This is a genomic window from Bacillus sp. A260 (genome assembly GCF_009861435.1).
Lineage (GTDB): Bacteria > Bacillota > Bacilli > Bacillales > Bacillaceae_G > Bacillus_A > Bacillus_A cereus.
On the sequence record NZ_CP046398.1, the window covers coordinates 1,170,005 to 1,186,859 of the forward strand.

A 16,855-nucleotide genomic window follows, 5' to 3' on the forward strand; every position below is an offset into this window, starting at 1 on the left:
GTTTAGTATATGTATAACATATGATTGATTTGGAAGAGGGTGATTATGTTGAACAAGCAAGGAATTACAATTAGTTTATGTATGATTGTTCGAGATGAGGAGGAGACAATAGCCCGTTGTTTAGAAACAGTTGAAAAAATTGTGGATGAAATTATAGTAGTTGATACAGGTTCCGTCGATCGAACGAAAGAAATCGTAGAGAAATACACTTCTAACATATATGATTTCCAGTGGATTGATGATTTTGCAGCAGCAAGAAATTTTTCTTTTTCAAAAGCGACGCAAGAGTATATATTGTGGCTAGATGCAGATGATGTCTTATTAGAAGATGCTCAAGAAGCATTGAAACTTTTAAAAAGAGAATTAGATCCTAAAATTGATGCTGTTTCGATGCCTTATCATCTTGCAATGGATTCTAACGGGAAACCTTTATATTGTACAAAAAGAAATCGACTTGTAAAGCGTGAAAAACAATTTCAATGGTTTGGAAAGGTTCATGAGTATTTAGCTATTTCTGGTGAGGTTTTTAGTAGTAATGTTGCTATTACACATAAAAAAGAAAAAAAAGTAACAAATCGTAATTTGAAAATTTTTCAAAATACTGTAGCGGCAGGTGAAGAATTAAGTCCGAGAGATTTATTTTATTACGCAAATGAATCTACGGATAACCAAAAATATGATGATGCAGTTCTTCTATATGAAACATTTCTTAATCAAGACGAAGGATGGTATGAAGAGAAAATTTATGCATGTGGTAAGTTAGGAGATTGCTATGCAAAGCTCGGAATGTGGGAGAAGGCAATCGAATCTTGTGTGAAGTCGTTTCGGTATGACGTCCCTAGAGGAGAGAATTGTACAAGAATAGGATATATATATATGGAACAAGAAAAATATAATGAAGCGATATTTTGGTTTAAACTTGCTACGGAAGTACCAATGGCAACGGAAAGTCCTTTCCATAGTCCAGCTAGCTACACATGGCTACCCTATTTACAAATGTGTATTTGTTATAGCAGGTTAGGGGAGCAGGATAAAGCGTATTATTACAATGAATTAGCAGCTTCTTATGTTCCGAATAATGCTGCAATTGAATATAACCGTAAATATTTTCGGGGAGTTTTTGATAAACCATATAAAGTGTAATAGGTTTCGTTTTTTAGAAATGATTTATCGCTATTCTAACTCTAATAGATTGGTTATATATTAGAGTATCAGTAACGTAACCAATATAAATAAAAGATTTTATACTGCTATTTGCGGGCTAATAATCATTGGGGGATGAACAAAATCTGCACTTTATAGAATTCATATGAGATTTATATTTCTAATTCAATTTGCATAAGGAGTGTGTGAAATGAATCGCGAAAAAAGTTCTTTATATGAAGAAAAATCCGAGCATTATTATAATGCAGCGAATCCGAATTTATTAAAGCATATAAAAAAGGAATGGAAAGAAGTTCTTGATATTGGTTGTTCGAGCGGTGCATTGGGAGCAGCTATTAAAGAAAACGGTACACGTGTATCAGGAATAGAGGCATTTCCAGAGGCGGCAGAAAAAGCGAAGGAAAGACTAGATCATGTTATTTTAGGGGATATAGAAAAAATAGATCTTCCTTATGAGGAGGGGCAATTTGATTGCGTCCTATTTGGGGATGTATTAGAGCATTTATTTGATCCGTGGGCTGTGATTGAAAAGGTTAAGCCATATATAAAGCAAAATGGTGTGATTTTAGCAAGTATACCAAACGTTGCTCATATTTCAGTATTAGCTCCCTTACTTGCTGGAAATTGGACGTATACAGAATATGGTTTATTAGATAAAACACATATTCGTTTCTTTACATTCAATGAAATGCTAAGAATGTTTTTAAAAGCAGGATATTCAATTAGTAAAGTAGATCGTGTATATGTTGATCATAAAATGTATGAGCCGCTTATTGAGGAGTTATATGGAATTTGTAAAAAATATCGTCTTGGAAGTGGCTTCATGGCTGAGACAGTTGTATTTCAGTATATTATTGAAGCTGAAAAATCACAATTATGAGTGCTGCAGACAAAACAATATTATTTGTTACATGTATAAATGATCGGAAATTGTATGCAAACTGCGTGCGACATATATTGCAATTGTTAGTACCGCCAGGGTATATTGTCCAATTTATGCCGATTCGAAATGCGAAAAGTATGACGAGTGGATACAATCAAGCCATTTCGCATCCAGCGAAGTATAAAGTGTATTTACATCAAGATGTTTTTATTATAAATAGGGCTTTTTTATACGGATTACTTCAATTATTTGAGGAACATGAAAACCTTGGGATGATTGGGATGGTTGGAGCGCAATATGTTCCTCCGACTGGCGTATGGAACGAAGGGCGTGGAATTGTAGGGAAAGTCATTGGTTATATGAATGATTTGTTTTATATGGCAAGTTTAGAACAACCGTATCATGAATCAAAAACATTTATTCCTGTAGAATGTATTGATGGTTTATTAATGGCGACACAATATGATGTTCCGTGGCGAGAAGACTTATTTGACGGATTTGATTTTTATGATGTATCTCAATCATTTGAATTTAGAAAAGCAGGATATACAGTCGGTGTACCTGTACAGCGCGATGCTTGGTGTATCCATTATCATTTTGATGTGAATATGACGAACTATGAAAAGTATCGGAAAATATTTGTGGAACACTATATGTCAGATGTAAATAAGGAAGAATAAAAGGGGGGACAAAAATGAAAGATCATACAATATTAGTCGTTGTTTGTGTAAATAATGAGGAGCTTTTCAAACAATGTGAGAGCCAAATAAGAAACATTTTTGTTCCCCCTGGTTATGTCGTGCAAATTTTTCCGATACGAGATGCGCAAAGTATGGCAAGTGCATACAACCGAGCTCTTTCATATCCAGCGAAATACAAAGTGTATATACATCAAGATACATATCTTATTAATCGAGACATGTTTTCTACACTTATATCTCTTTTTAAAGAAAATGAAAAGCTTGGTTTAATAGGAGTCGCTGGGGCTCAGTTTTTACCGAATAACGGGATATGGTGGGAAGGAAAAAATTTAGTAGGGAAAGTGATTGAGTATAGAAGACAGAATTATCAACTATTAAATTTAGATCAGGTTTTTTATGGTAATCAACCATTTTTGTCAGTTCAGGCAATTGATGGTTTATTCATGGCAACGCAGTATGATATTCCGTGGCGAGAAGATTTGTTTCAAGGGTTTCACTTTTATGATGTGTCACAGTCTTTAGAGTTTCAAAGGGCTGGTTATTTAATTGGTATCCCAAATCAAGCAAATTTATGGTGTATTCATTACAACGGGGATGAGTTTGATGCGGATACATATGAGAAGTACCGGAAAGTGTTTGTAGAACATTACAAAGATATATTATCTCCATCATAAAGGAGAGATGCAAAGTGAAAGGAATTATTTTAGCAGGTGGTACTGGATCGAGATTATATCCAATAACGAAAGTAACGAATAAACATTTACTTCCTGTTGGTCGGTATCCAATGATTTATCATGCGGTATATAAGCTAAAACAATGCGATATTACAGATATTATGATTATTACAGGTAAAGAGCATATGGGGGATGTTGTTAGCTTTTTAGGGAGTGGTCATGAATTTGGGGTTTCCTTTACGTATCGTGTGCAAGATAAAGCGGGCGGGATCGCACAGGCGTTAGGGCTTTGTGAAGATTTCGTCGGGAATGATCGTATGGTAGTTATATTAGGGGATAATATTTTTTCAGATGATATTCTTCCGTATGTTGAAGAGTTTGCAAATCAAAAAGAAGGTGCGAAAGTGCTATTGCAATCTGTAGAAGATCCCGAAAGATTTGGCGTAGCACATATTCAAAACCGAAAAATAGTTGAAATTGAAGAAAAGCCGAAAGAGCCGAAAAGTTCTTATGCGGTTACGGGAATTTATTTGTATGATTCGAAAGTCTTTTCTTATATTAAAGAATTAAAACCTTCTGCACGGGGAGAACTTGAAATTACAGATATAAATAATTGGTATTTAAAACGAGGGGTACTTACTTATAATGAAATGAACGGCTGGTGGACTGATGCGGGAACTCATGCTTCGCTTCAAAAGGCGAATACGTTAGCGCGTGATATTAATTTTGGGAAACAGTTTAACGGAGAATAGGTGAGAATATGAAAGTTGTAGAAACAAATTTTACCGATGCAAAATTGTTAGAACCGAGGTTGTTTGGAGACGAGCGTGGCTTTTTTTCAGAGAGTTATAATAAGCAGGTGCTAGAAACATTAGGGATAACGTATTCATTTGTACAGGATAACGTATCTTATTCGGCTAAGGCAGGAACGATTCGGGGACTACACTTTCAAAAAAAACCGAAAGCACAAACGAAACTCATTCAAGTTATGCAAGGGGCAATTTATGATGTTATCGTTGATTTACGAAAAAAATCACCAACATTTAAACAATGGAAAGGATATATTTTAAGTGCAGATAACCATCGGCAATTACTAGTGCCAAAAGGGTTTGCGCATGGATTTTGCACGCTTGTTCCGCATACTATCGTTATGTATAAAGTAGATGAATATTATAGCGCAGAGCATGACTCAGGATTACTTTGGGAAGATAAAGATTTAGCAATTCCTTGGCCAGTAACCGATCCTATATTGTCCGATAAGGATCAGATATTACCATTATTAGAGGAATATGAAGATAGTTTTTAAGTAGGAGCGTTGTTTATGAATATATTAGTAACAGGTGGGGCTGGATTTATTGGAAGTAATTTCGTTCATTACATGCTACAAAGTTATGAAACGTATAAAATTATTAATTACGATGCATTAACATATAGCGGGAATTTAAATAACGTAAAATCTCTTCAGGATCACCCGAATTACTCTTTTGTAAAGGGAGAAATTCAAAATGGAGAGCTATTAGAACACGTTATAAAAGAGCGGGATGTACAAGTGATTGTAAATTTTGCAGCTGAATCACATGTGGACCGTAGTATTGAAAATCCGATTCCTTTTTATGATACAAATGTAATTGGGACGGTCACTTTATTAGAACTAGTTAAAAAATATTCGCATATAAAACTTGTGCAAGTATCAACGGATGAAGTGTATGGCTCTTTAGGAAAAACAGGGAAGTTCACAGAGAAAACGCCGTTAGCTCCAAATAGTCCATATTCTTCAAGTAAGGCGAGCGCGGACATGATAGCTCTATCTTACTATAAAACATATCAATTACCGGTTATAGTAACGCGTTGTTCTAACAATTATGGGCCGTACCAGTATCCCGAAAAATTAATTCCGTTAATGGTTACGAATGCACTGGAAGGAAAAAAACTACCGTTATATGGTGATGGGTTAAATGTAAGAGATTGGTTACATGTAACGGATCATTGCAGTGCGATTGACGTTGTTTTGCATAAGGGACGTGTAGGAGAAGTATATAATATAGGTGGAAATAATGAAAAAACAAATGTAGAAGTTGTGGAACAAATTATTACTCTTTTAGGAAAAACAAAAAAAGACATTGAATATGTTACAGATCGTTTAGGGCACGATCGTCGTTATGCGATTGATGCAGAGAAAATGAAGAATGAATTTGATTGGGAACCGAAATATACGTTTGAACAAGGATTACAAGAGACGGTGAAATGGTATGAAAAGAATAAGGAATGGTGGAAACCACTAAAAGACCAGTAAGGGGCATGTTAAATGAAAGAGAGGGTTATCATAACAGGAGCAAACGGTCAATTAGGAAAGCAACTATTTGAAGAGTTAGACTCTGAAGAATATGATATATATCCATTTGATAAAAAGTTATTAGATGTGACAAATATATCCCGAATACAACAAGTGGTACAAGAAATAAAACCACATATAATTATTCATTGTGCTGCCTATACGAAAGTAGATCATGCGGAGAAAGAACAGGATCTTGCATATAGAATAAATGCAATCGGAGCTCGAAATGTAGCGGTTGCTTCACAATTAGTAGGGGCGAAGCTAGTTTATCTTAGTACTGATTATGTATTTCAAGGCGCCAGACCAGATGGATACGACGAATTTCATAGTCCAGCGCCGATAAATATATATGGGGCCTCTAAGTATGCGGGGGAGCAGTTCGTCAAAGAGTTACATAATAAATATTTTATCGTTCGCACATCGTGGCTATATGGTAAATATGGGAATAATTTCGTGAAAACGATGATGCGATTAGGAAAAGAAAGAGATGAAATATCTGTTGTAGCGGATCAAGTTGGCTCTCCTACGTATGTGGCGGATTTGAATATGGTTATTAATAAGCTCATTCATACTTCTTTATACGGTACATACCACGTATCAAACAGAGGCTCATGCTCTTGGTTTGAATTTGCACAAAAGATATTTTCGTACGCCAATATGAAAGTGAATGTATTACCTGTTTCAACGGAAGAATTCGGGGCTGCGGCTGCGAGGCCCAAATATTCTATTTTTCAACATAACATGCTAAGATTAAATGGTTTTTCACAAATGCCGTCTTGGGAAGAAGGATTAGAGCGGTTTTTTATAGAAACCAAAAGTCATTAACAAATTTCTGTTAATGACTTTTTTGTTTGCCTTTAAGCGGTTTTATGGTACTATAATTATAGTATCAGGTACTAATAACAAGTATAAGTATTTCTGGGAGGATATATCATGGAACTATTACAAGGGAAAACATTTGTTGTTATGGGCGTTGCGAACCAAAGAAGTATTGCATGGGGAATAGCTCGCTCTTTGCATAATGCAGGTGCAAAATTAATATTCACATATGCAGGAGAACGTTTAGAAAGAAACGTTCGTGAATTAGCGGACACATTAGAAGGACAAGAATCACTTGTATTACCTTGTGATGTAACGAATGATGAGGAACTTACAGCTTGCTTTGAAACAATTAAACAAGAAGTAGGTACTATTCACGGTGTAGCACATTGTATTGCTTTTGCAAATCGCGATGACTTAAAAGGTGAATTTGTAGATACTTCTCGCGATGGATTTTTACTTGCACAAAATATTAGTGCATTCTCTTTAACAGCTGTAGCAAGAGAAGCAAAAAAAGTAATGACAGAAGGCGGAAATATTTTAACGTTAACATACCTTGGCGGCGAGCGCGTTGTGAAAAATTATAACGTTATGGGTGTTGCGAAAGCTTCATTAGAAGCGAGCGTGAAATATTTAGCGAACGATTTAGGTCAACACGGTATTCGTGTTAACGCTATTTCTGCAGGACCAATTCGTACGTTATCTGCAAAAGGTGTAGGCGATTTCAACTCAATCTTAAGAGAAATTGAGGAGCGCGCACCACTTCGTCGTACAACAACGCAAGAAGAAGTTGGCGATACAGCAGTATTCCTATTCAGTGATTTAGCACGCGGTGTAACAGGAGAAAACATTCATGTTGATTCAGGGTATCATATCCTAGGATAAATATAATATTAATTTTTAAAGGACAATCTCTAAATGCTGAGATTGTCCTTTTTATTTGTTCTGAGAAAGAACGATTTTTAACGAAAGTTCTTACCACGTGATGAATATAACTATAATAGTACACGATTTATTTAGCTACGTATGGAAGTGGGAGGGACGAGTGTGAAGAATAAAAATAAAAGTTCAACAGTTGGAAAACCGTTGTTATATATCACGCAAGTAAGTTTAGAACTTGCTGCACCGAAAATAAAAAGGATTATCCTGACAAACTTTGAAAATGAAGATCAAAAAGAGAAAAGTAATAGACAAGAAAATATTGTAAGTAGTGCTGTGGAAGAGGTAATAGAACAAGAACAACAAGAAGAGCAGCAAGTGGAAGAAAAAATAGAAGAACAAGAAGAACAAGAAGAGCAAGAAGAGCAAGAACCAGAACCAGTAAGAACTGTCCCGTATAATAAATCATTTAAGGATATGAATAATGATGAAAAAATTCATTTTTTACTAAACCGCCCTCATTACATTCCGAAAGTAAGGTGCAGAATAAAAACAGCTACAGTCTCATATGTTGGATCGATCATATCGTATCGAAATGGTATTGTATCTATTATGCCGCAAAATAGTATGAGAGATATTAGGCTGTCTATAGATGATATCCAATCGATTAGTATGGCCGGTTTTTAAATATGTAAAGGTGGTAGAAAGCTTCTACCACCCCAATAGTTTTTTAGTTTACTTTACGATAGAAACGTCGCGTAAGCATTGAATCGCACAGAAACAGCTTAAATCAACAGTAATGCAAGTAGTTGTAGATATTAATCTTGCATTTGGTACAGCTAAAAACGTACAAATTGGATCGTCACCAGGTGGTACCGGAGAACTGTCACCTAAAACTACAGTTAATACACGTAGTACAGCACAGCTATCGTCATCTACACTTTCCACACGGAAAATTGGAGAACGGCAGCTAGTAAGGCTTGATGATGGTGCAAATGCTTCAAAAGGTTCTCCAGTTTTTGTGTATAAAATAAAAGGGCGTGTATTAGCTACTGATGCAGTATTGTGTGCACCTAAGAATGGGATTTCACAACCAGATCCACATGTTGTTGTAGAACAATCTTGTAATTCATTGATGAATTTTACAACGTCAACTACACAATGAGAAGAGCCATGGTGTTTATTTTCGTTACAACTCATTAATGTCACTCCTTATCTTCTTGTTTGTATTTACATTAATAAGATATTGGAGTCGAGGAGATTTGGTCACAATCTCAAGACCTTTTTTTTTAAATAGGCGAAAGAGGATAAGGGAAGGTGGAATCATGCTGTTTACAAGCTGGCTTTTATTTTTTATTTTTGCGTTAGCTGCTTTTAGGCTCACTCGTTTAATTGTTTATGATAAAATTACAGCCTTTTTGCGAAGACCATTTATTGATGAATTAGAGATTACGGAGCCGGATGGAAGTGTATCAACGTTTACAAAAGTGAAAGGTAAAGGATTAAGAAAGTGGATTGGCGAATTGTTAAGCTGTTATTGGTGTACAGGTGTATGGGTTAGTGCTTTTTTATTAGTCTTATATAATTGGATTCCTATCGTTGCAGAACCGTTACTTGCATTATTAGCTATTGCAGGAGCAGCAGCAATCATTGAAACGATTACAGGATATTTTATGGGAGAATAATATATTTTCATAATACGAGAAAAAGCGGAGTTTAAAAGAATGAGGGAACGGAAATAAAGAGTTGTTCATATAGTAAATAGACAGAATTGACAGTAGAGGAGATGTTTGCTGTGAGCAATAATCCAAGGCAAAATTCATATGACCTGCAGCAGTGGTATCATATACAGCAACAACACCAAGCACAACAACAGGCATATCAAGAACAATTACAACAACAAGGATTTGTGAAGAAAAAGGGATGCAATTGTGGGAAAAAGAAGAACACAATAAAACAATATGAAGAATGAAACACTCATGCTACTGTGAGTGTTTTTTATTATATATAAAAAGCGGTATTTCTGTATTAGAAATACCGCTTTTTACTAGCTAATTTGTGCAACTGTTAATGCTGCAGCACGAATGTCTACAGTTCCAATTAACTGAACTGGCACAATTTGAATTAAGTCACCAGGATTTAAGTTAATAAGAATAACACCGCTGGATACGTCTACTTCACCAGTACCAATAACGTTAGAACGAACTGCTGTACCTGATCCAGGAATAATGTTAGCTGGTGTATTTAATGATAAGAAGAAACGACCAGCTTCTGGTGCAACAGGTGAGTTATCAAGACTAATTGTTAATGTATAACTGATTTGATAAATACCAGCTCGTAGAATTCGAATGCCATCTCCGACACTTACTGTATCATTTATTACAGGAACAGTAATATTTGGGTTTGGACTTACGCTAGGTAATAATAGTGGTGTAAATAGTGAAGCAAACTGAGGTGCAGACGCGTTGAAAGCAAAACCAAAGGCAGGTAGTGTACTAGCTGGCTTCGCCTCGCAATCGATTTTAGTAAATTCGCAATCAGAAGAGAACATGTTTTTCACTCCTTTATCTGTTTCTACTTTCAGTTAATGAAAAGGACAGGTTCTATGTTCTAGACAAGTTCCCAATTTTAAGAAATTTACATAAGAATACTCTTTAAGCATGGATTGGGTGGCAGAATTATCTGCCACCCAATCCATGCTTAACTCATTATTTAGTTTTAAATAGAAACATCGCGTAAGCATTGAATAGCGCAGAAGCAACTTAAATCAACAGTAATGCAAGTGGAGGTTGATATTAGTCTTGCATTTGGTACAGCTAAAAACGTACAGATTGGGTCGTCACCAGGTGGTACAGCGGTACCATCACCTAAAACTACAGTTAATACACGCAATACAGCACAGTCATCATCATCTATACTTTCTACGCGGAAAATGGGAGATCTGCAGCTAGTAAGGCTTGAAGATGGTGCAAATGCTTCAAAAGGTTCTCCAGTTTTTGTGTATAAAATAAAAGGACGTGTATTCGCTACTGATGCATTGTTATGTGCACCTAAAAATGGAACTTCGCAACCAGATCCACATGTTGTCGTTGCACATTCTTGTAGTTCATGTATAAAACGAACAACATTCGATACACAGTTGAAATCACACTCATGTTGATGATCTTCATTACAATTGCAGCTCATTATGTTCACTCCTTCTCGTGAGTTCTGACATACACTATTACAATATGAGTGGAATATGGCTGATATTACGTTAATTCTCACGATAAAAACAAGGAATTTATATAGGAGGGATGTACATAACGTGATATAAAAAAAAGACATCCTTATTTAGTGGATGTCTTTTCAGGTAAATCTTTTCGCACAGTATATAAAAAACGAGATATATCTAATTTCTTTCCTCTGAAAAATTGCGGAGAAGAAATATAAAGTTCTTCTTTCGCACGTGTAATGGCGACATACAGTAATCGGCGTTCTTCTTCTAACGCTTCAGAAGTTTCCGTAACACGATCATTTGCATCTTTTAAAGAAGAAGTGTGGGGCAGGATTCCATCACTCGCTCCAAGTAAAAAGACACATGGAAATTCAAGGCCTTTTGCGTTATGGATTGACATAAGTGAAACGGCATCTTTTTGCGGCATTGTTTTTAATGCTTCCATTTCTTTTTGACCTTGAATCGCCTCGTCAATAAATTGTAAATAAGCTGGAATATCGGTGAAACGAGTTGCAGACTCCAGTAATTCTTCCAACATTTCTTCTTGTATGTCTTTATGCATCGTAAAGGAAGAACGATCGTTACTTTGTAAGTACTCTAAATATTTTCCTTTACCATGAATGATTTCTTTTAATGCTTTTTTCGGTTCTAATTCTTTAATAAACTTAATAAAATCGATGCGCTCATTTACCTTTTTCACTTGAAAAGGTTTTAAGCTTGGATTTAATAGTAAGAAATGAAGAAGAGAAGGGAAGCGCCCCTCACCATATTTCCATTGTTCACGTTCAATAAATGAAATACAATCATCACGTCCGATATACATCGTCGGCAATATGTTTGAAAGTGATTCTAGTCGAAACGGCTCAATCACGAGTCTTAAATGATCTAATACAGGCTTAATTAAAGAATGTTCATAAAATGATTGGCTCGCCCCGTGTTTAATAAACGGGATTTTATGAATGGTAAGCTGATCAAGTAACGAACGACTTACAGAATGTGTGCGATACAGTAAACAAAAATCTTTATAGTTTCGGTCACCGCTATCTACTTTTTCTTGAATGAGCTGCAAAATTTGATTTGCTTCATCAAGAGTCGTAGCAGGTCTTGCATAAAAAGGTTGTACACCTTCCTCACGAACGGAGTATAGCTCTTTATCAAAACGTTCTTGATTTAATTTTATAACTTCATTTCCAAGCCCGACGATAAAGGGATTGGATCGATAATTCGTATTTAGGGCAATGATTGTTGTGTTATCAAATTCTTTTGGAAAAGATAAAATAATTTGGTGACTTGCCCCTCGCCAGCCATAAATTGCTTGATCATCATCACCTGCGATGAACAAATTATTTCTTGGCGTGGCTAACAATTTTACAATTTCATATTGTGCATAGGATGTATCTTGAAACTCATCTACTTCAATGTAGTGAAACCGTTGTTGTAATTGAGTTAGTAAAGGAGCATTATTTTCTAACATGTAATATGTTTCCAATAAGATGTCATCGAAATCAATATAATTGTATCGTTGTTTTACCTCTTCAAAACGTTCATATACTTCTTTAAATTCTTGTTCCACTGGTGTTTTCGCTTTTACATCTTTCGGACGATTTAATTTGTTTTTCTCAAGTGAAATCATCGCGAGCATCGTTTCCGCATCATAATCGTCTTTTAAACGCAATTCTTTTAAGATTTTCTTTATCATAATTTGTTTATGTTTTTCATTTGCTAAAATTTGCTGATTATAACCTTGACTACGAAGTAATTTTAAGAAAACAGAGTGGAATGTACCAGCAACAACGTAGCTACTTGCTGCATGATTCATACCTGGTAACTTCGCAACACGACTTCGGATTTCTTCAGCTGCTTTTTGTGTAAATGTAAGTAATAAAATATTTCGTGGATGAACTTGTTTTACATTTACTAAATAACCAACGCGAGTTGTTAAAACCGATGTTTTCCCGCTTCCAGCACCAGCTAGTGTAAGAACAGGACCTTCTGTTGTGCGCACGGCTTCTAATTGTTTTTCGTTTAAAAAAACATTTTGTTGTTCAAGAGCGCGGAAATAAGCCGCGTCTACATCTTCTTCCATAATTAAATGGGTAGATGTTTTCGGAATATGATATGTCGCACGCGGAATATCAGCGTGTGTTAACGATTTTTGTGAAAATTTTTCTTGTGTCATATGTTCACCTTCAAAACTATAGCATCAACATTTAACTTTAGCGGAAGAAAAAGAAAATAGCAATGTAAAAAAACAGGAGGGGTCACCTCCTGTTTTCAAATTACAATTTTTTTATCATTACAACGTGCGGGATATTTGCTTCCATAAATACATCAGAACTTGTTACATATCCAAGTTTTTTATAGAAATCTTCAGCATGTGTTTGAGCGTGAAGTTTCAATTTTGGTAGCGAATTTTCTTTTGCATACGCTTCAAGAGAATCCATAACAATTTTTCCAATCCCTTTTTTGCGATGGGAATTTAGCACGCAAATGCGTTCCATTTTTCCTATACCATCAAGGATGCGAAAACGTCCAGCACCAACTGGAACATCATTGTCATATATAACAACGTGTGTTGAAGTTTCTTCAAACTCATCGTACTCTTCTTCAGCAGAGACACGTTGTTCATTTACAAACACTTGTTTACGTACAGAGAATGCATCTCTTAGTTGTTCGTCCGTTTGTACAATCTGTGCGTGCAAATTAGTTGTTCCCCTTTCCAAGACGGAATGTTTCGTGTACAGTCCATGTTCCATTTTCTAATTGATATAGAAGATGGAAACGATCAATTGGTTGTTCGTAATAGAAATCTTTCATACGTAATCGGCCCAACACATCAGCATGCTCTGCATCTGATAAGCCTTGTCCGATTGTTAAATGAGGTACGAAAGCATATTCGCGTTCTTGCGTGAATAACCCGCTATGCATTTCTTCATTTAAGAAAGTAAGTTCAGGTGTTTTTTCTACTTTAAAGTAAAGGACGTTATTAACAGGTGCGAAAGAACCAACTTTCCCAACATGAAGGGTGAAAGGGTTCGTTTTACTTGCGATTGTATGTAACTCGTTTACAATCGACTCTAATTGTTCATCTTGCGCCTCAAAGGGTGTTTTCAATGTAATATGTGGCGGAACTAATGCGTAGTGCGGGTCATAACGTTTACGCAATCCGTTCGCTTTATCTTGAATCATTTTAGATGGAAAAATTACAATGCCTAATTTCATGTTCCAATTCCTCCCTTTGTAAGTCTAGTTAGATTTTGAGATAAATAAATCTCTTTATCTATTATATCAAATTATTCTGAATACTGCTCTCTATTATTTCATTGATAGAATATGAGAGAAGGCTTTCGGTAAATCAGTCTGCCAATATTTCCAAGTATGATTGCCTTCAAATTCCTCGTAATGCGTGATGAAGTTTCTATCTGTAAGAAGCGTATTTAACTCACGGTTCGGCCCTACGAAATCAGATACTTGTCCATCAGTACGCTTTACAGCCGTTTCTTCTGTACCGATGACGTGATACAGTTCTAACGCCTGTGGATCTTTGAATTCTTTTGCTAAGTTCATCACTGTCTCATCCACAAATGGTGATTGCATAACGACTTTACCGAATGTATGCGGATACATAAGTGCAGTCATAAAGGAAACTGTTCCGCCAAGAGAATCACCAATTAAAACACGACCTTTTCCCATTTGATACGTTGGATAATTTTCATCAATATATGGTGCAAGTTCATGAGCAAGGAAACGAATATATGCAGCATTTTTCACTTCATTTGGGAAATATTTTTCTTTACGATCATGTACATTTTTATATGGAATACCGACAATAATTGTACGGTCAATTTCTTCGGTTTCACGAAGGCGCTCAATTACACGGTGCGCTTTACCGAGCTGAAAATAATCTCTACCATCTTGTGCAATTACAACTGTATGTTTGTGCAGTGGTGTGTAATTTACTGGTAAATAAACGAGAAGTGTAACATCTTCTTGAAGTGATGCGCTATAAAATGAAATTTCTTCAATTCTCCCTATTGTTTGACTCATGTAGATCCCCCTAAATAAAAATTTACTGTAACGATTGTAAGAGCGACGCTTGTAGTGAAAAGGAAAGAAATATTCACTAATTGGTGCCTTAATTTCTATTTTACCATAATGGTACGAAGAATCTAAAAAATTAGTATTTAAGTTACGAAAGAAAACGGATATAATGAAGTGGGATTTTTGACAGGTGAGAGGGGAGACAGGATTTGAAACAAGAAAAATCAATCGCACTACCATTGGCTATTTCTATAATTGCCATTTCCTTTGCAGCAGTTTTTGTAAAGATGTCCTCAGCACCATCTTCAATATTAAGTATGTACCGCTTATGGATTATCGTACTTATTATGCTGCCTATCGTATGGAAAAAAAGAGAGGAATTTAATAGGATTCAAATGAAAGATTGGGGCTTTTTAATTGGATCTGGTTTCTTTTTAGCACTTCATTTTCTTTTATGGTTTGAATCTTTAAAGCATACAACAGTTGCTAGTTCAACAATTATTTTGGCGCTTCAACCAATCGTATCTTTAGTTGGAGGTTTTTTTCTATTTAAAGAAAGAACAACATATTCAGCCATTGCAACGATGGGAATCGCTATTTTGGGAGTAATGTGCATTGGTTGGGGAGATTTAGGTTTAAGTAAGCAAGCAATTTATGGTGACATATTATCCTTTCTAAGTGTAATAGCGGTTGTCGGTTATTTATTTATCGGGCAAACGACAGTGAAGAAAGTATCGCACTGGATTTATAGCTTTACAGTCTTTGCGTTCGCAGGTCTTTTTATGGGGATTTATAATGTCATATTACAAGTTCCCTTTACAGGTTATACGAGGTGGGATTGGACTGTTTTTCTTTTACTTGCAATTGTGCCAACAGTGTCACATGTAATTAATAACTGGCTATTAAATTATGTAAATGCAACGACAATTTCAATGAGTATTTTAGGAGAACCTGTTGGAGCATCTATACTTGCGTTCTTCTTACTTGGAGAAAAATTAAATGCAATGCAAATTATCGGTAGCATGCTCGTATTGTTTGGTGTATCTGTTTTCTTACTGCAGCAACAAAAACGTACAGCAAAAAATGTCGTAAACGAGCCGGTGTATACACAGGAATTATAGTGTTAGGGGAGAAAAGAGAAGTTGTGATACTTCTCTTTTTGTTTTTTTATAGAAATACGGGTGTAGAAGGGGGAGGAAAATGGAATTTCCATCAAAAAAAGATGTATGGTTACATCCAATTTTTTTTATTGTTGTAGGCGCCTGTTTTGCTCCTATATTTGCAGGGAGAGAATATTTCCTTTTGCTTTTTACAATTCCATTAGCAATGTTGTTTAGTTGGAGTTGATTTTTGGCAAAATATATTGCCGGGAAAGAAACAATTACGATTAGATCGGGTCTCGTTACAAAACGTATATTTATACGAGATATAAAACAAATTTCAAATACGAAAAATCCAATAGTAGCTCATGCATTATCATTTGAACGACTTGAAATTGTTTACGATACACATAAAAACAGAAATTATTTCTCCAAGAAATAAAGAACAATTTATTAACCTTGTAAAAAGTAAAAACTCAAATATTGAAACAAAGTAAAAGAGTGGCTACGAAGCCACTCTTTTACTTTGGGTTTGTCATATAAGGTTGTACGTGAATGACACATAGGTCACGGAATTTGCCTTCAGCAGTTGTGACAATTACGACTGCTTTACCTGCACTTTTTCCAGTAATCGTCACGGTGTCACCTTTTGGATATATGGTGATGATATCAGAATTCATATTTGACCAAATAAGCTCTTTATTCGTTGCTTGTATTGGCAAAGTAGAAGCTGCTAACACAATGTTTTGTCCCGTTTTTATTTTTAATTTATGTTTTTCCATATGAACACCGATGACTGAAATAACAGAAGGAGCAATTGAAATTTTAGGCGGGTTAGGTTGCATGTTTAAACAAGACGCAGAAGTATTTGTGATGGGTGAAAATTTTCGTGTTTGTTGTTGCTGGAAAGCTGCTAACATGTTGGAGTCCCCTTTCTGTATAAGTGCTGATACTCATACTATAAAGGAGTAGTGTTATGTTAAATTTAACGAAACATAAAGAATTTGTTAAATTTGATAAGAAGATTGTCGAACTGTAAAAA

At 35.5% G+C, this 16,855-nt stretch carries 21 protein-coding genes and 1 pseudogene; 14 read left to right on the plus strand and 8 right to left on the minus strand.

Annotated features, from left to right (window positions below; genetic code table 11):
* The first annotated feature begins 45 nt into the window (after positions 1-45).
* From GD442_RS05965 to GD442_RS06010, 10 genes are all read left to right on the plus strand, one after another.
* Positions 46-1,143 carry a glycosyltransferase gene (locus GD442_RS05965; protein ID WP_000932913.1) on the plus strand — a complete coding sequence of 366 codons (1,098 nt, stop codon included), beginning with the start codon at positions 46-48 and terminating at the stop codon, positions 1,141-1,143.
* 211 nt (positions 1,144-1,354) lie between these two features.
* Positions 1,355-2,044 carry a class I SAM-dependent methyltransferase gene (locus tag GD442_RS05970; RefSeq protein ID WP_001078432.1) on the plus strand — a complete coding sequence of 230 codons (690 nt, stop codon included), beginning with the start codon at positions 1,355-1,357 and terminating at the stop codon, positions 2,042-2,044.
* Positions 2,041-2,727, plus strand: coding sequence for a glycosyltransferase family protein (locus GD442_RS05975; RefSeq protein WP_001271188.1), 687 nt, complete (start codon positions 2,041-2,043; stop codon positions 2,725-2,727). Before GD442_RS05970 ends, GD442_RS05975 begins: the two co-directional genes overlap by 4 nt.
* A gap of 14 nt (positions 2,728-2,741) precedes the next feature.
* Entirely contained in the window at positions 2,742-3,422 is a 681-nt protein-coding gene (locus GD442_RS05980; RefSeq protein ID WP_000651524.1) for a glycosyltransferase family protein, read from the plus strand.
* Positions 3,423-3,436: 14 nt separating this feature from the next.
* A complete protein-coding gene (locus GD442_RS05985) occupies positions 3,437-4,174 on the plus strand; it encodes a sugar phosphate nucleotidyltransferase (protein WP_000676157.1) in 738 nt (245 codons plus the stop codon).
* Between the two features lie 8 nt (positions 4,175-4,182).
* Complete coding sequence (gene rfbC, locus GD442_RS05990) at positions 4,183-4,728, plus strand: dTDP-4-dehydrorhamnose 3,5-epimerase (RefSeq protein WP_000869415.1); 546 nt, start codon at positions 4,183-4,185, stop codon at positions 4,726-4,728.
* 15 nt (positions 4,729-4,743) lie between these two features.
* Positions 4,744-5,715, plus strand: coding sequence for a dTDP-glucose 4,6-dehydratase (gene rfbB / locus GD442_RS05995; RefSeq protein WP_001024171.1), 972 nt, complete (start codon positions 4,744-4,746; stop codon positions 5,713-5,715).
* Positions 5,716-5,727: 12 nt separating this feature from the next.
* Entirely contained in the window at positions 5,728-6,582 is an 855-nt protein-coding gene (rfbD, locus tag GD442_RS06000) for a dTDP-4-dehydrorhamnose reductase (RefSeq protein ID WP_048538157.1), read from the plus strand.
* 108 nt (positions 6,583-6,690) lie between these two features.
* Entirely contained in the window at positions 6,691-7,461 is a 771-nt protein-coding gene (fabI, locus tag GD442_RS06005; protein WP_000421886.1) for an enoyl-ACP reductase FabI, read from the plus strand.
* Positions 7,462-7,602: 141 nt separating this feature from the next.
* Positions 7,603-8,142 carry a spore coat CotO family protein gene (locus tag GD442_RS06010; protein WP_086402118.1) on the plus strand — a complete coding sequence of 180 codons (540 nt, stop codon included), beginning with the start codon at positions 7,603-7,605 and terminating at the stop codon, positions 8,140-8,142.
* 48 nt (positions 8,143-8,190) lie between these two features.
* Here GD442_RS06010 and exsY read toward each other — a convergent pair whose 3' ends face one another.
* Positions 8,191-8,655, minus strand: a complete 465-nt coding sequence (exsY, locus tag GD442_RS06015) for an exosporium assembly protein ExsY (protein ID WP_001277744.1) — start codon at positions 8,653-8,655, stop codon at positions 8,191-8,193.
* 125 nt (positions 8,656-8,780) lie between these two features.
* Between exsY and GD442_RS06020 the strand changes: the two genes are divergently transcribed.
* Both GD442_RS06020 and GD442_RS06025 read left to right on the plus strand, forming a co-directional pair.
* On the plus strand, positions 8,781-9,140 hold the full coding sequence (locus GD442_RS06020) for a DUF1360 domain-containing protein (protein WP_000899662.1): 360 nt from the start codon (positions 8,781-8,783) through the stop codon (positions 9,138-9,140).
* Between the two features lie 101 nt (positions 9,141-9,241).
* Positions 9,242-9,427: a hypothetical protein gene (locus GD442_RS06025; protein ID WP_029948404.1), complete on the plus strand. Its 186-nt coding sequence runs from the start codon at positions 9,242-9,244 to the stop codon at positions 9,425-9,427.
* A 75-nt stretch (positions 9,428-9,502) separates the two neighbouring features.
* Here GD442_RS06025 and exsF read toward each other — a convergent pair whose 3' ends face one another.
* From exsF to GD442_RS06055, 6 genes are all read right to left on the minus strand, one after another.
* Positions 9,503-10,006 (minus strand): exosporium protein ExsF, encoded by a 504-nt coding sequence (gene exsF / locus GD442_RS06030; RefSeq protein ID WP_000492939.1) that lies wholly within the window; start codon positions 10,004-10,006, stop codon positions 9,503-9,505.
* Positions 10,007-10,173: 167 nt separating this feature from the next.
* On the minus strand, positions 10,174-10,641 hold the full coding sequence (gene cotY, locus GD442_RS06035; RefSeq protein WP_001277719.1) for a spore coat protein CotY: 468 nt from the start codon (positions 10,639-10,641) through the stop codon (positions 10,174-10,176).
* A 143-nt stretch (positions 10,642-10,784) separates the two neighbouring features.
* Complete coding sequence (locus GD442_RS06040) at positions 10,785-12,851, minus strand: ATP-dependent helicase (RefSeq protein ID WP_000191197.1); 2,067 nt, start codon at positions 12,849-12,851, stop codon at positions 10,785-10,787.
* Positions 12,852-12,951: 100 nt separating this feature from the next.
* On the minus strand, positions 12,952-13,374 hold the full coding sequence (locus GD442_RS06045; protein WP_000543296.1) for a GNAT family N-acetyltransferase: 423 nt from the start codon (positions 13,372-13,374) through the stop codon (positions 12,952-12,954).
* A 1-nt stretch (position 13,375) separates the two neighbouring features.
* Positions 13,376-13,894, minus strand: a complete 519-nt coding sequence (locus GD442_RS06050) for a YjcG family protein (RefSeq protein WP_000765863.1) — start codon at positions 13,892-13,894, stop codon at positions 13,376-13,378.
* 93 nt (positions 13,895-13,987) lie between these two features.
* A complete protein-coding gene (locus GD442_RS06055; protein ID WP_000084013.1) occupies positions 13,988-14,719 on the minus strand; it encodes an alpha/beta hydrolase in 732 nt (243 codons plus the stop codon).
* A 203-nt stretch (positions 14,720-14,922) separates the two neighbouring features.
* Here GD442_RS06055 and GD442_RS06060 point away from each other — a divergent pair, with 203 nt between their 5' ends.
* Both GD442_RS06060 and GD442_RS06065 read left to right on the plus strand, forming a co-directional pair.
* Complete coding sequence (locus tag GD442_RS06060; RefSeq protein ID WP_000806943.1) at positions 14,923-15,834, plus strand: DMT family transporter; 912 nt, start codon at positions 14,923-14,925, stop codon at positions 15,832-15,834.
* Positions 15,835-15,913: 79 nt separating this feature from the next.
* A pseudogene (locus tag GD442_RS06065) lies at positions 15,914-16,310 on the plus strand (PH domain-containing protein).
* Positions 16,311-16,334: 24 nt separating this feature from the next.
* Here the strand turns inward: GD442_RS06065 and GD442_RS06070 are convergent.
* Positions 16,335-16,733 carry an Ig-like domain-containing protein gene (locus tag GD442_RS06070; protein WP_000878731.1) on the minus strand — a complete coding sequence of 133 codons (399 nt, stop codon included), beginning with the start codon at positions 16,731-16,733 and terminating at the stop codon, positions 16,335-16,337.
* Positions 16,734-16,855: the final 122 nt, after the last annotated feature.